Source organism: Caballeronia humi, assembly GCF_001544475.1.
Classification (GTDB): Bacteria; Pseudomonadota; Gammaproteobacteria; order Burkholderiales; family Burkholderiaceae; genus Caballeronia; species Caballeronia humi.
Genome location: NZ_FCNW02000085.1, coordinates 1 through 14547, shown reverse-complemented (window position 1 = coordinate 14547; position 14547 = coordinate 1). Strand labels below are relative to the sequence as shown.

The window sequence follows — 14547 nt, the reverse complement described above, 5'->3', positions numbered from 1 at the left end:
GCGGAACTGGCGACGCGGCGGGGTTGAGCGAAGCGGCGGGGCTCTCCCGGCGTCGCCGTCGCGATTAACTTTCCGTTTGCGAAGCCGAACCGGCTCGCTTAAGTTGTAGCCGTTCTGCGGCCGCCTAAATGACCTCGTGACGCCCGTCGGCGAACGATAGCAATGGCCAACCGCCCTCCTCTGACGTGGCTAAGGCTGGATTGCGTTCCGCCGAGGATCGCCACCAGTGTCCTCCCGTTTCGCAGTCTCTGATGTTCGCAATTGTTGATCGATCGATCCACCTCCGAGAGGGGGATCGTCAACGACACGGAGTCGTCCTGGGGTCCCCACAACGCAGTTTCAGATCCATCGGCAGAGCCGTGACCGGCGATCGGGGTCATCAAGTAGAGACCGGGCAGCGAGAAAGGGTGTCGACCCAGTGGAATGACTGAGGGTAACCTTACGGGAACCGCTATTGCTCGCCCGGAAGCCTCTACGATGGAGCTTTGATCATGTGCTACAGCGATCCCGACGCGATTTTTCTAGATATTCTTCAGACCGGTAATCTACTTCCAACGAGCACGGGCACACGGCGCTCGATGACTTCAACCTCTTCGGCGCCTACTCGGGCTGCAATCCCTCTCAGGTGAGCTCGGAAGCATACGCCTGGGCTAGACTCGCCTTTGTCAGCGCTCGTCTGCGGCATCATAAGCGTCGTCCCGCTGATCGAGGCCTCCGATTTGATGCTCTCCACGCTGCAGCGCGCCTCGTTCTCCCGCCAAGGCTGGATTCGAGTGAAATACAAGTAAGCACTTTGCCGTCTATTGCCTTTCGAGCGCTTGCCTAGCTTGTGAGGCTGGCATAAGAAGCTGTCGCTTTTCGAAATCGACGACTGTGGCTTTTCAACGATGCGCTCATGCTGCGTTGCGGGTCAGTAAGGTCGATGGCTCAAATCGACCCGTTTCGGTCTCTCAGGACGAGTTTCCGTCCGTCGGTTTTCGGCTCGATTTGAGACGGTCGCCAGCGATGCGATTGCATTTATGTGCAGTATTTTGGACAGGACGTACGTCTCGCATGAACTGTGGCCAGTACGCCGATAAGCGCCTCTAAACCTCGGGCCTGTCCAGTACTTTATCCAGCTCTTCCAAGGTGTAGGGCTTGTGCAAAGCCTTCCAGCGGAACGTCAGCGCTGGAACATCGGGCATCTCGTTGCCCGAGGCGAAGATCACGCGCAGCGCTGGCCGTATCTGAACCGCTTTTTCGGCGAGTTCGATTCCCGACATGCCAGGAATGGTGAGATCGGCGAGCAATACGTCGAATGCCTGGTCCCCAAGCCAACGCAATGCCTCTTCCGGCGAGCCAGTCGTGACTGGGGCATGTCCGAGCATTTTTACCAATTCGCTCGTAGCTTCCAGTAACGCAGGATCGTCGTCGACCAGAAGAACTCGGAGACCTGTCGTGCCACAGTTTGCTTCTGACAGCGTCGCGTCCTCGCTTTCACGGGTCGCCCGAGTGCCGCCCAGTATCTGGCGGATCTTGTGGGCGAGCTGTTCCCGGCTGTATGGCTTGCTCAACAGCTCAACGCCCGAGTCCAGCCGTCCACCGTGAATAACCGCATTCTGCGTATAGCCGGAAGTAAAGAGCACCTTCAGGCGCGGTAGAAGCTGCACCGCCTGGGCAGCCATGTCGGGACTGCGCGGGAACCCCGGCATGATGACATCCGTAAAAAGCAGGTCAATATGGATGCCACTTCGAATCACGGTCAACGCCTGCTCTGCGCTGTCTGCCTTCAGCACGCTGTAGCCAAGGCCGGACAGCGTATCAACAACGGTCGATTGCACTTTCAGGTCGTCTTCCACTACGAGGATGGTCTCCGTTCCGCCTAGCAACCTGAGGCTCGGTCTCGCGGGAGGCTCCACTGCCGTTTCGGTGGACCGCGGCAGGTAGATCTTGACGGTGGTGCCATGCCCGATCTCGCTATAGATGCGGATATGTCCGCCGCTCTGCTTGACGAAACCATAGGCCATGCTCAAACCCAGTCCGGTTCCCGACCCTTCAGGTTTCGTCGTGAAGAACGGGTCGAACGCGCGCTCGAGCACGTCCGGCGGCATGCCTGTGCCAGTGTCGGTGACGGCGAGCATGACGTACTGGCCTACCGGCACATCGGGCAGCCCTGCAACGTAATGATCGTCGAGCATCGCATTGGCCAGCTCCATGGTCAGCTTTCCGCCATCCGGCATCGCATCGCGCGCGTTGATTGCCAGATTGAGAATGACGTTCTCCAACTGATGAATGTCCACGATCGTGTTCCATAACCCGCCAGCGACGACCGTCTCCACCTCAATGGTCTCGCCTAGTGCGCGCCGCAACAGATCATCCATGCCCCGTATCGCGGGTGCCAGGTTGATCACAACCGGTCGCAAGGGCTGCCGACGTCCAAAGGCGAGCAGTTGGGATGCTAATTTGGCGCCGCGCTCTACCGCGTCGATCGCCTTGTCGAGCCGCTCGCGGGTCCATCCGTCGCTGGCATGACGGTTTTCCAGCAGTTCCAGGTTACCGCGCAATACCTGCAATACATTGTTGAAATCGTGCGCGACGCCGCCTGTCAGCTTACCGATGGCCTCCATCTTCTGCGACTGGAATAATGCCGTTCTGGTCTCTTCGAGAGCCCGGTTCGCTTCCATCCGCTCGGTGATGTCACGGGTGATCTTCGCAAATCCAGCAAGCGTTCCATCCTCGTCACGGATTGCGTCGATCACGACGTGCGCCCAGAAACGGCTGCCATCTTTTCTGACCCGCCATCCTTCCGTTTCAAATCTCCCGTCCCTTGCGGCAGCGGTCAGCCCGCGCTGTGGCAGTCCTGTCGCAGCGTCTTCCGGCGTGTAAAAGCGCGAAAAATGCGAACCGATAATTTCTTCTGCAGCGTAGCCCTTGATGCGCCGTGCGCCAGAGTTCCAGTTTGTGACCACGCCTTCCGGCGACAGCATGAAGATCGCATAGTCAGTCACTCCGTTAACAAGCACGCGGAATCGTCGCTCGCTTTCCAGCACTGCGTCGTGCGCGGCCTTTTTATCCGTGATATCGCGCACGATGTTCACAAAACCGGCAAGTTGCCCACCTTCCCTATGCAATGCGGTAATCACCTCGCTCGCCCAAAACGTTGTGCCGTCCTTGCGGGTTCGCCAGCCTTCGGTGTCGTGGCGCCCTGTCAGTCGGGCGGTTTCGAGGCCGACCGCAGGCGCCGCTTTTTGGCGGTCATCCTCTGTGTAGAGGATGTCCAGCATCTGGCCAATGATCTCGTCCGGCTGGAATCCGTGGATAGCTATGCCGCCTGGATTCCAGGTCAGAATCCGGCCTTCCACCGAAACCGCACAAATTGAATAGTCAGCGACAGATGCAACCCACTTGTCCGCCCAGTTCTGGATCGTATCGCCTGGTTGCCGTTTGTCCGGCATATTCGACTCCCGATTTGACTGTCTTTGAAGCTGGCGTGGCCGCCCAACATATTACCCCGTCATTCGATGCGATCAGGATCGGCGGCCCGCGCCTTCCTTGTCGTCCGTGGCTCGGCCGGGCGATCAAGGTCTTTTGCTCCGGCCAGAAGCCGACGGCAAGCTCAGCGCAAAGATCTCTTCCGCAAGCGAGCGAATTCGGGAATCGCGGCGAAGGGAACAAAGCGTTGACAATGCGTTGTCCGCCTATGCTGCGATGATCGGTTGGCCGCAACGAAACGGTAATCGGCCATTCGGCGGCTCCCGCGGATGTCTCGTTATGGCCGTTTGCCGAAGACCGCAGGTCGAGCCACGCGAACCGGTGTGCCCCCTAACCTACTCACTCGGACCCATTCCTGCTGGTAAGGTCGTCGAACTTCCGAGGGTAGCTAACGGGAGGAACCGGTCACGGCAGCGATCCTGTTGGAACGCAGTCCTTTCGGCACGATGTGGCGGAGCGTAGGACGGCCTTCCCGCTCACGCGCAAATTGCACAGATCGTTTTCGCTGGAACGAATCTGCTTTCCGCTGACTCGGTGCACTGCAGTACCTGGCTCCGCGCGACGAAAACCCGTGCCGAAGATCGGGCGCCCTCCGATGGCCGGCGTGCGAGAATCGGTAAGTCCGTCCCGCCCTCTTGCTCGCATGGACGGATGCACTACAGGTTGTCCAGCAGTCTTTTCGCTTCCCTGAGATCGGGTGTGTCTAACCCTTCAGTGAACCAGTTGTAGATCGAAGCGAGAAGAACTCGACCAGCTTCGGTGTGGCTGCCGTCATCACACCACAACCGGGCGAGACTGATCGCAGCCCGCAATTCGAATGACTTGGCATTCTGGTCGCGGGCGATTGCAAGCGCCTCCTGGAAATGTCCCTCTACCTCGGCCAACGGGGCGCCCTGCATCCGCCGGAGTTCGCCTTCTATTCGCCTGATCTCCGCCTCCCACATGTGCTCGTCGGTGCGCGTCCCGAGATTCCTGGCTTCCGCGAGGGCGGCTAACCCTTCATCGGGGCGGCGCTGTTGCAAGGAGGTTGCCGCCAGCATGCATAGGTATCGGCTCTGATACCAGCTGACACCCATTGCGAGGCGCTCCGTGCAACTCCGACGCATCAGCGCGAGGCCCTCCTGGCCTGCTCCAGCCTGTGCCATCGTCCAACCCCTCAAGATCAGGCCGCTCAGTCGGAAGTAGCGCAGGTTGTGCAGGTCGGCGAGCTCGATGATCGCATCGGCGTAAGCGCGCACTGCACTTGCGTCGAAAAGCAGTTCCTCGAGTCCGGCCCCGCCGTAAATCTTCACATGAGTAGTGAGCGTCGCCTGATTCAATTCGGTCGCGTATTCGAATGCTTTTGCTTGCCAGCTTTTCGCCTGCTCTGGATACCCTAGTACCCAGTAAATGACCGGAAGATATGCGAGCGCATAGAACTTCGGATCATGGATGTAATGCACAGGCTGAGGACGATGCCGGCTCACGTCATAGATACGCAAGATCGTCTCGAACACCGATCGGGCCTCGACGAACCGTCCGAAGTATATGGCGTTGAGCCCGGCCAACCGATACCCCGCCAGCTGAAGAGCTTCATCGGACATCTGCTGCGACGTTCGCCGCGCCTCGCCGGCCAGCTGCCGCATCATGTCGTGCTCGCCACGTACAAAATGAAAGGCCCATTGCCCGCTGAGCGTTGCCAGCAGAGCGCCAGCGTCTCCGAGTCGTTCGCCTAAAATACGCGCCCGATCGAAGGCCACGCCGGTTTCCATGCCCGCGTAGCCGTGGACTGCAATCAACGGCGTCCCGATCGTGTTTTGTATGGTGAGTTCCTGCCGATCACGCTCGGGACTCTCCGGAAGCATCCCCACTGACTCGAGCGCTCGGGAAAGATGCCTGATCGCTTCCAGATTGGCTGAGCTTTCGGCGCTTTTCTTTCCCGCCTTGAGCCAATAAGCAGCGGCGCGATCCGGCCGTAGCGCTTCGAAAAATGGCGTCCCAGCACCTCTGGCTCTCGGATCACGCGATCCGGAAAGCGCTTTTCGAGCGCCTCCGCGATTCGTGCATGCAATTGCTGACGCGTGCCGCGTAATAGGGTGCCGTAGGCGGCGTCTTGCAAGAGCGCATGTCTGAACAGGTAGGATGCTTCGGGGGGCATGCCGCGGCCGAAAACCAGACCCGACGCGACGAGTTGGTTCACGCCCGCACGCAACGCCGGCTCAGATAGCGACGTCACCGCAGCCAGAAGTTCGTAGGTAAATTCGCGCCCGATAGCAGCACCGATTTGGGCGAGTTCCTTCGCCACTCCGAGACGGTTGAGGCGACCCATCAGCGACGCGTGCAGGGTGGCCGGAATGGTACGGGCCGGCGTTCTGGACAGCGTACTTGCAACTTCGAGCCCATCGAATCCGGCTTCGACTACGGCCTTCGTCAATTCCTCGACGAAGAGCGGAACACCATCCGTGCGCTCTACGATTTCATTGACTATCTCTGGCGGCAGCATCGTGTTGCCCGCGATCGTCTCGACCAGTGCCGAGATATCGCTCTGTTCAAGCCGGCCAAGTACCATCGTCGTAACGTGCGGCTGGCCGATCCACGGTGGGTCGAATTCGGGCCGGAACGTCATGAGGAGCAATACGGGTTATCGGCGAATACGCTCGACCGTCCGATCCAGCGCCTCGAGGCTAGTCGGATCGATCCAATGTATGTCCTCGAAGATGTGCACCACAGGTTGTCGTCGAGAAAGACCATCAAGCTGCCGCAGAAGCGCGTCAATCGTCCTCTGCTTACGTTGCGGCGGGCTGAAATGAACTTCCGGATGTCGTCCAATATCGGGCAGCAAGAGCAAGTCGGCAATGAGTCGACTGTCTTCTTCTGAGGAGGCCATTGCGCGCGCGAGCAGGGCGTCGAGCTTGTCGATTTTTGAGCGCGCATCATCGTCGCGCTGGAAGGCTGCGGCTCGTTCGAGTTGATGGATGATCGGATGAAATGCGCTATCCATATGATGCGGAGAACAAAAATAGCGCAATCGCGTGTGCGATTCCTCACCAATCCGTTCGAGAAGTGCAGCTGCTATGCGCGACTTGCCGATCCCCGCCTCGCCGGATATCAGGACAGCCTGACCACTTCCGCTTTTTGCCTTCTCCCATCGACGAAGCAGTAATCGTGACTCCTCGTCGCGCCCGACGAGCGGTGTAAGCTCCGTCGAGTGAAGCGCTTCGAATCGACTATCGATGGCGCTCAATCCAACGACTTGATATACCTGCATAGATTGGGCGAAACCTTTGACGTGTACCTGCCCGAGGTCGCGGTATTCGAACAGATTTCCGAGAATCAGGCGTGTCTGCGGCTCAATCACGACAGCGTCAGGTTCGGCCAAGGCTTGCATTCGAGCCGCCAAATTCGGTGTCTCGCCGACGATGCCGCGCTCTTGAGCCTCACCCGCCCCAATCAGATCACCGATTACCGCGAGCCCGGTGGCGATGCCGACGCGTACCTGAAGCCGGCTGGGTGCGTGGCCAGGTGCTTTTAGAGGGCAGCCCGCCTCGATTATGCCCAACGCGGCCCGCACTGCCCGTTCGGCATCGTCCTCATGCGCCAGCGGGTAACCAAAGTAGATCAATACACCATCGCCCATGTACTTCGCTACGAAGCCGCCATAAGAGCTGACCGCTGTCGTAACACAACCGTGATACGCGTTTATCACCTCATGGAGATCCTCGGGATCGAGTTGAGTAGCGAGCGCCGTTGAACCGACGAGATCGCTGAACATCACAGTCACGTGCCGCCGTTCCGCCGAGGAGGAAGGCAGTACGATTGCTTGCGCCGGCGTTGTTGGTGTCTCGACACGTGCAATGGATGCGCCGACATTCAGCCGGCTACCGCAACCTCCACAGAACTTCGCGTCCGGCGAATTCGGATGCTGACAAGCTGGACACTCGACAGGCAGTAGTTCGCCGCACTCGACGCAGAACCTGTTGCCATCCGGGACGGCGGTCTTGCAGGACGGACATTTCATAGGTTACCTGCTTTTCCAGGTCGGCCCTCGAGAACCGAGGGGCACCGCTGACGAAGCGATCTCGCGCGGTAACCCTTTGATCACTTGAGCGTCCAACTCGGTCACCGGCTCCTGTCCGGCGCTATCATGCGTGCGGAAACATGATCCTGAATTCTCGCGGCGAACAAAATTCGAAGCGTCTGGCCCGTCACTTATTGCGCCGCGTTCCATGTGTGCGCGGTCGTACGCCATTGTCCATCGGTGCCCTTGGTCATGACCTTCACCAGCACGCCCTTGTAGGGTGTCTTCTTGCCATCCTTTTCCGCGACAGCCGTCCAGTTCGCGGTCTCGTACATCACGTTGCCGATGCGGTTTGCCTGCACGACGTCGATCGTATGATCGTGTACGCCGGCGTCGAAGTAGCTTTTGAAGAGCTTCTCGATATCGGCGCGTCCCTGAACGGTCGTTCCGTTGCCGGGCGAGACCACCGCCTTCGTGTCGTACATGGCGGCGAGCCCGTGAGCATCTCCCTTGTTGAAAGCCGCGTTCCAAGCGGTGTTCGCCTGATCGACCGCCTTGTCATGCTGCGCCAGCGCCGTTTGCGAAGCGGCAAGTGCCAATACCGCGCATACGGCAAATTGTCTTGAGAACTTGTTCATCACGTAGCTCCAGGTGGCGAAGTCGCAGAACTGGACGACGTGTCAGGGCGCGTATTAGAGGAAACCCTATACTCGCATTCGGCTCGCGCCATTAAGCGTTTCGATGCCAGTCGCCCGTCTGCGGGTGGAGTATAGAAACCGGGCGCTCCCGTAATCAATTAACTCGGAGTTAAATGCCTGAAGGGGTAGCGCCCGGTCGGCAGCTTAAAGGGTGCCGCGCCAGCGCACGCTCAGCGGTGTGACGACATAAGCGATATGGTTGAGGTCGATCCCGGACCTGCGTCCAGCCTCCTCGAAATGGCTGAAAATGGCCGTCTCGGAAGCTCGTCGGCGTCCCGATGGTGGCCAGGCCGCTCGCGGGTCCGAGCTTCCGAAACCGTTTAGGGTTGTTCGATGCCTGCCATCGTCCGCAGGAATGTGAATACGCCACCGCGCGTTGCTGGCAGGCGTCGAACGAGCCTCGATGGAGGAAACCGCGGAGTGCCCCGATGCAGTCGGAGTCCTGGCGGCTATGGCGATTGATAGGCCGGGATGCCCGGCAATGTTGATGGATGCGTGGTCGGGCGGGATGCTGGATGCGCGCTGACGCAGTGATGAAGCGGTGCAGTGACGCAGTTGTGATGGCGAAGCGGAGCTGCGAGGGACTGCGCGAAGCGACAGGCGCAAACGTCCGCTCGTGGGCCGCGTTGCCGCAGAGCCGACGGTCGGGTTACACGTGCAGGAAGCGTTGCGCTCATGGCTCACCTCGCCGCATGGGTGGTGCGCGAATCGGCGCAGTGCGTTCCAGGATCTCAATGACGATCATCGGCGCACCGCAGTGCCGGCAGACGAAGGCGGGCCGGGCTTCGACGATCGCGTCTTGCGGCGGTATGTTGAACTCGGGCACGACGTCCAGCAGTTCACGCACCTTGGCGAGATTGGCGCGGCGCACCGGGTTGGCAAGCAGCCCGTAGTGACGGATGCGATGGAAGCCGCCGGGCAGCACATGGAGCAGGACGCGGCGCATGAACTCGCCGGCCTCCAGCGTCATGGTCTTGTAGCGGGTGCGCCCCATTGCCCGGTAGTCCTTCCAGCGGAAGGTGACGCCGCGCTCATCGAATGCGACCAGGCGCTGGTTGGAGATCGCGACCCGGTGCGTATAGCGTGAGAGGTACTCGAGCACCGCTTCCGGGCCGGCGAAGGGACGCTTAGCGTAGATCACCCACTCGCAGGTGCGCAACGGCGCAAGCCACCGCGCAAAGGCGGCTGGATCCGCGAGCTCCACATACTCGCCGAAGAACTGCAGCTGGCCGCGTCGGTGCGCGTCTGCAAGCGCCTCGAGGAAGCGGCGCCGGAACAGGCGTGAGAGAACGCGCACCGGCAGGAAGAAGCCGGGCCGGCACGCAATCCACCGCTCACCGTCGGGAGACAGGCCACCACCGGGGACGATGCCGTGCACGTGCGGATGATGCGTGAGTGCCGAGCCCCAGGTGTGCAGCACAAGCGTGGCACCGGTCTGGGCACCCAGGTGCCTCGGATCCGCGGCGATGGTGCGCAGCGTGTCGGCGGCGATGTCGAACAGCAGCCCGTAGATCACCCGCTTGTTGTACCAGGCGATGGCGCTGATGGCGGCGGGCAGCGTGAAGACCACGTGGTAGTACTCCACGGGCAGCAGATCGGCCTGGCGCGCCTCGAGCCAGCGGCGTGCGGCACTGGCTTGGCACTTCATGCAGTGGCGGTTACGGCAGGAGTTGTAGGCGACTTCGATGTGCTCGCAGCCGGAACAGCGCAGCACATGCCCGCCCAGCGCCGCGGTGCGGCACTGTTCGATGGCCGACATGACCTTCAGCTGCCCCAGGCTCAGGTGTGCCGTTGCTCGCCACGCTGGCCCGTGGCTGCGGAAGATGTCCGCAACCTCAAGCATGAGGCGCCACAGCGCTCGAGCTTACTCGGAGGGCAGGCGGTCCAGCGGACTGGTGACCTCGTGCAGAAGATCGGTGGCCACTTGGACGTAGAGCGCTGTGTTCTCAAGCTTTACGTGCCCGAGCAGTACCTGGATCACGCGGATGTCCACCTTCTGCTCGAGCAGGTGTGTCGCAAAACTGTGCCTCAAGGTATGCATGGAAACACGCTTGTCGATGTGTGCGGCCTCGGCGGCGGCATGGATGGCGCGGTTCATCTGCCGCGTGCTGAGCGGGTCGACGGGATCGAGCCCGGGAAAGACCCACCCGCCATCGAGCATCTTGCCCTGGGCCCGGGCCACGTGCCACCAGACGCGCAGGCGCTCGAGCAGCACCGGCGAGAGCATGGCGTAGCGGTCACGGCGCCCCTTGCCCTGCTCAATGCGCAGCGTCATGCGCTGGCTGTCGATGTCGCCGACCTTCAGGGCTACCACTTCGCTCGCGCGCAGCCCGGCACCGTATGCAACCGACAGCGCGGTCTGGTGTTTCAGGTTGCCGGCCGCCTCGATGAGGCGGCGCACTTCATCGGGACTGAGCACGACGGGCAATATGCGTGGAACGCGCACCGGCTGCATCCTGACCATCAGCTCGGGCCGGTCGAGCGTGACCGCGAAGAAGAACTTCAGGCCGGTAATCGCGTGGTTCAGCGACACGGGCGATGTGCCGTGATCGACCAGATGCAGCTGGTAGCGCCGCAGGTCCTCGACGGTGGCCGTGTCAGGTGAGCGCCCGAGAAACCGGGCAAACTCGCGCACGATGCGCAGATAGTTGTCCTGCGTCTTCGGCGAAAGCTGGCGCATGTGCATGTCGTCGGTCATGCGCTGGCGCAGTGGATTGGCGTTTGCTTGTGAGGAGGTCATGATTGGGCTCCTGCTGGAGAACGAGGCGGATTGCCTCATTCGCCAACATACGGAACCGCGCGGCGGATCTCCCATGAACCGCACGCGCTGGCCGGAGCCCCCTACCGCGCGAGCGGTTTCGTTCTTCGACCCGGTCCGGCCGTACAGGCACTTTCTACGAACGACCGCTTTGTGATGTACCACGGACATGCGGCATGTGTGTGTAAGAAACGCGTAGCTTTGCTATCGCAGATAGTGCTGCTGAACACACGCCGCCCGATAGCAGCTGACCCAGTTAAAGTCTCGCCGTTTGGGGACGTTAATGACATTATTCGGAGATGTCATCTAGGAATGAGGTTTCCTAACCCGCAATCGTGATAGCTTGGAATGTGTGATCGCCTGGTGACAACTGATTGCATTCCTCGAATTCTACGTGCTTCAATCGAGATGGCCGAAGTTTAAAGACTACTAGCGGAGCAGCTCATGGCAATGGCGAAGAAGGCGGCCGCGAAGAAGGTTGCAGCGAAGAAGGTTGCGGCGAAGAAAGTCGCAGCGAAGAAGGTCGCGGCGAAGAAGGTCGCGGCGAAGAAGGCGGCCGCGAAGAAGGTCGCAGCGAAGAAGGTTGCAGCGAAGAAGGTCGCGGCGAAGAAGGCGGCCGCGAAGAAAAACGGGCATGGTGGAGGCCGTCCTGGCTATAAAGGGTAAATTTTCGCGGCGACCGACCAGCCCCGAAAAAAGAGCTGGTCGATTTGAAAGCGCAGGCGACGCGGCTAAGGAGCTGCACGAGCACCTGAACGCATGGACGTCCGGGCTTTCCCGCTATGGGCAGCAAGCCGCATTCGCGCTCATTGCCGCGAACTGGGCGGTTCACGGTACGCGTTCGGCAATCCTGTCCAACCAGTTCGCGAAGTGGTCGATGGCTGCTGCGGTGCTCTACTTGGGAGTGCATCTTCTGCTTGTCGGACTTCTCGTCGTTTTGGTTAGACAACGTCATCTTTATGCGGACGATGATAAGTCTCGATGGATTCGAGAATTCAGCCGGGAATCGAAAAAGCGATCGGCATGGCCATACACCGACTTCATTGAAAGAACTGGGGAGGCGATGTGGTTCCTTCACGTGCTCGGCCCGGCACTGAGCGGCGTCTTGTTGGTTATGAGCTTCTTTTGGGGGGCGACACCAGCAATTCCACCAAAAGGGGATTCCACGTGCGCTGTAAGCGCAGTCGAAGCGATCGGACCGCAACACCTTGCAGCGATCACGGGATTCGTTACTGGGTCTCCGGTGCAAGTCGAAGATGGCGATAGCGCCACCACGGTGGAACTGCAAAGAGCCGCAGACCTCTGGATCCGAAGTAAAAAACTCGGGCAGCGAGGATTGCTGTTGATAGTTGGTGCGACGGACCGCCTAGCGCTTGGCAAAGTAGAGAGAGATCGCTTCGACGCAAATATCGGCCTCGCCCAAGCCCGCGCGGAGGAAATCAGGCGCAGACTGTTAGACCTCGTATCCAGCAAGGATGTGAGCGCCGTACCGACTATTGACCAAGTACTGGTGCTGGCTGCTGGCCCTCGGCATTCACCTATGGTCGAAAAGTGTGACGCATGTATGGCTAAGCAAGGATTTCCGGATGACCGCCGCGTAGACATTTGGGCCGTCTGGTCTGCATCAGCACCGCAAAAGGACTGCAAGCAGGGGAAATAGCAGGCACGCGGTCTGCAATTGAGCGTGCTCCGGCCATTCATGCTCGAAACATCAATGGCCTTTCATGGCCGCTTGCGGTCTGTCGCGACCCGCCAAACTGCTCACAGCAACCGCGCTCCGTCGGGCCGGTGCAGGGTTCGATGCATCTTTCGGGGTTGATAGGTCTCTGGATGAACACGACTTACGTTAATGTGGAAATGCAGGTGAACCGTAACCTTTGGAGCTGTTACATGACGATCTGAGCCTTAAGCACGGTTCACAGAGCAGGAGTTTTCGCATGGCGAACGGCTATTTCAATAAGAGCGGTTATCGGAACGGCACCGTTGGTGATGCGGGGTAGGCAAGGATAGCAACCATGGCATAGTCTGTGGAACCGCTGCACGCGTCGGGAGGCGAACGTGAAGCAGTCCCATCGCATCGGTCAACACGGGCAAACGTATGTCGGGTTTCCCGACCACGCATCCCTCGCAGCACTGCGCGCGTGGTGTGAGGGCCTTTCGGCGCGCGCGGCCGTCGAACGCTATTTGTCGCACAGGCGAATCCAAGCGCAATCGTCTCGCGGCATGCTGGGCCGGATCAGACGCCGCTTGATCGATATCGCTCAAGCAAACGGACGAGACGATCTTGCCGCGGTTTTCCGGGATGGGAACGCGGACCACGCACGACGGGGTATGCCCGTTCACCGGGCGATCGAGGCGTTGCGTGAGTTGCAGGACCGCGAGCCGCAGATCAGCGACGATCTCGGTCTATGGTTAGCGCCGCGAGCGAGCCTGCCGTTGAAACGAATGGGTGTCACGACGTTCGCCGAGCTGACATTGCGCGTACCTCGCCGCCATCACTGGTGGAGCGAGATGGTGGGGATTGGCCCCGCGTCAGCACACCGTATCGAAGCGTTCTTTTCGCGTTACCCGTCATTGACCGAATCAGCGCGACAGCTGGTGGAACGATCGCAACCGACTCGGCGCGTTGTTTGGCGTGATGTCATGGCCGCGCGGAGTCGAGATGGTTCGAGAGGCCGGTATCGGGCGCCCAGGGCCAGGTGCCTGCTCAGTGTCACGACGGACCGCGAGGCGATCGAAGCGTGGCTGTCCTTGCACGAACCCGCCACAACGTCGCGGACGTATCGCAAGGAAGCCGAACGGCTCTTACTGTGGGCTAATGTTGAGCGCAAGCGAGCGCTTTCATCATTGAACACCAGCGACGCCATTGCCTACCGAGCGTTCCTGCGCTCCCCTGAGCCACGAGATCAATGGATCGGTTCGCGGCAAACTCGTCTATCTGATGAGTGGTGCCCGTTCTTCGGACGTTTAAGTTCCTCATCTGTTGCCTATGCATTGTCGGTGCTCTCAGCCCTGTTCCGGTGGCTGGTCGAGCAACAATACGTGGTTGCCAATCCGTTCGCCGGCGTGAGCGCAGGCTCCACGCGCGCAACCGCTTCCATATGTGTGCGATCGCTTCATGACGAGGAATGGCAATTCGCCCGGCATGTGGCCAATGACCTGTCGACGCAACATGGCTGGTCGCTCGAGGCAGCTCAGCGGCTGCGCTTCATACTCGACTTTCAACTGGCAACCGGCCTGCGTGCGAACGAGTTGATTCACGCGCGGATCGGCGACGTCATCTTCGGCGACGCCGCAGATAACTGGCTTCGCGTGGTGGGGAAGGGGCGCCGCAGCGCACGGGTCGCTTTGCCCCCCCTTGCTATGCAGGCTCTTCAAACCTATCTTCATCAGCGAGGGCTGCAGGCCGACCCGCGCCATTGCAGTCGGACCCTCCCGCTTGTGCCCGCATTCGGCCAGGATCATTCGGTGAGCATTTCCGGGACGCGACTTCGCACCGTGCTAAAGCGATTTTTTCGTCTCGTTGCCGAACAAATCCGACCGACAGATTCCGTTGTCGCTCACAAACTCGAGCAAGCCAGCCCACACTGGATTCGACACACCCATGCGACCCGCGCGCTCGC

10 protein-coding genes are annotated in these 14547 nt (G+C 60.3%); 3 read left to right on the top strand and 7 right to left on the bottom strand.

Translation table 11 applies throughout. From position 1 onward, the window contains the following. Nucleotides 1-1085 precede the first annotated feature (1085 nt). The 7 genes from AWB65_RS32540 to AWB65_RS32510 form a co-directional block, all read right to left on the bottom strand. A complete protein-coding gene (locus AWB65_RS32540; protein ID WP_087670942.1) occupies nucleotides 1086-3434 on the bottom strand; it encodes a hybrid sensor histidine kinase/response regulator in 2349 nt (782 codons plus the stop codon). Between the two features lie 693 nt (nucleotides 3435-4127). After that, nucleotides 4128-5315, bottom strand: coding sequence for a hypothetical protein (locus tag AWB65_RS32535; protein ID WP_125474276.1), 1188 nt, complete (start codon nucleotides 5313-5315; stop codon nucleotides 4128-4130). Continuing rightward, the gene (locus AWB65_RS32530; RefSeq protein WP_235007970.1) at nucleotides 5246-6085 is read right to left on the bottom strand and encodes a hypothetical protein; all 840 of its coding nucleotides are present in this window, start codon (nucleotides 6083-6085) and stop codon (nucleotides 5246-5248) included. Before AWB65_RS32530 ends, AWB65_RS32535 begins: the two co-directional genes overlap by 70 nt. A gap of 6 nt (nucleotides 6086-6091) precedes the next feature. Further along, the gene (locus AWB65_RS32525; protein ID WP_087670939.1) at nucleotides 6092-7468 is read right to left on the bottom strand and encodes an AAA family ATPase; all 1377 of its coding nucleotides are present in this window, start codon (nucleotides 7466-7468) and stop codon (nucleotides 6092-6094) included. 191 nt (nucleotides 7469-7659) lie between these two features. Further along, entirely contained in the window at nucleotides 7660-8106 is a 447-nt protein-coding gene (locus AWB65_RS32520) for a YybH family protein (RefSeq protein ID WP_235007966.1), read from the bottom strand. Nucleotides 8107-8839: 733 nt separating this feature from the next. After that, the gene (locus AWB65_RS32515; RefSeq protein WP_087670938.1) at nucleotides 8840-10009 is read right to left on the bottom strand and encodes an IS91 family transposase; all 1170 of its coding nucleotides are present in this window, start codon (nucleotides 10007-10009) and stop codon (nucleotides 8840-8842) included. 21 nt (nucleotides 10010-10030) lie between these two features. Then, complete coding sequence (locus AWB65_RS32510; protein WP_087670937.1) at nucleotides 10031-10906, bottom strand: tyrosine-type recombinase/integrase; 876 nt, start codon at nucleotides 10904-10906, stop codon at nucleotides 10031-10033. Nucleotides 10907-11368: 462 nt separating this feature from the next. On the opposite strand from AWB65_RS32510, the gene AWB65_RS32505 reads away from it, so the two are divergent. From AWB65_RS32505 to AWB65_RS32495, 3 genes are all read left to right on the top strand, one after another. Beyond that, a complete protein-coding gene (locus AWB65_RS32505; RefSeq protein ID WP_200821856.1) occupies nucleotides 11369-11590 on the top strand; it encodes a hypothetical protein in 222 nt (73 codons plus the stop codon). Continuing rightward, nucleotides 11559-12584, top strand: a complete 1026-nt coding sequence (locus tag AWB65_RS32500) for a hypothetical protein (protein WP_087670936.1) — start codon at nucleotides 11559-11561, stop codon at nucleotides 12582-12584. The genes AWB65_RS32505 and AWB65_RS32500 overlap by 32 nt, the downstream gene beginning before the upstream one ends. A 398-nt stretch (nucleotides 12585-12982) precedes the next feature. Beyond that, nucleotides 12983-14547, top strand: a 1565-nt coding sequence (locus AWB65_RS32495; RefSeq protein WP_087670943.1) for a site-specific integrase, incomplete at its 3' end; no start/stop codon positions are given.

Bases quoted from the DNA above. Each gene is read 5' to 3' on its own strand.
- AWB65_RS32515 (WP_087670938.1), bottom strand. From the start codon at position 10,009: ATGCTTGAGGTTGCGGACATCTTCCGCAGCCACGGGCCAGCGTGGCGA.
- AWB65_RS32535 (WP_125474276.1), bottom strand. From the start codon at position 5,315: ATGCTTCCGGAGAGTCCCGAGCGTGATCGGCAGGAACTCACCATACAA.
- AWB65_RS32500 (WP_087670936.1), top strand. From the start codon at position 11,559: ATGGTGGAGGCCGTCCTGGCTATAAAGGGTAAATTTTCGCGGCGACCG.
- AWB65_RS32510 (WP_087670937.1), bottom strand. From the start codon at position 10,906: ATGACCTCCTCACAAGCAAACGCCAATCCACTGCGCCAGCGCATGACC.
- AWB65_RS32505 (WP_200821856.1), top strand. From the start codon at position 11,369: ATGGCAATGGCGAAGAAGGCGGCCGCGAAGAAGGTTGCAGCGAAGAAG.
- AWB65_RS32525 (WP_087670939.1), bottom strand. From the start codon at position 7,468: ATGAAATGTCCGTCCTGCAAGACCGCCGTCCCGGATGGCAACAGGTTC.
- AWB65_RS32540 (WP_087670942.1), bottom strand. From the start codon at position 3,434: ATGCCGGACAAACGGCAACCAGGCGATACGATCCAGAACTGGGCGGAC.
- AWB65_RS32520 (WP_235007966.1), bottom strand. From the start codon at position 8,106: ATGAACAAGTTCTCAAGACAATTTGCCGTATGCGCGGTATTGGCACTT.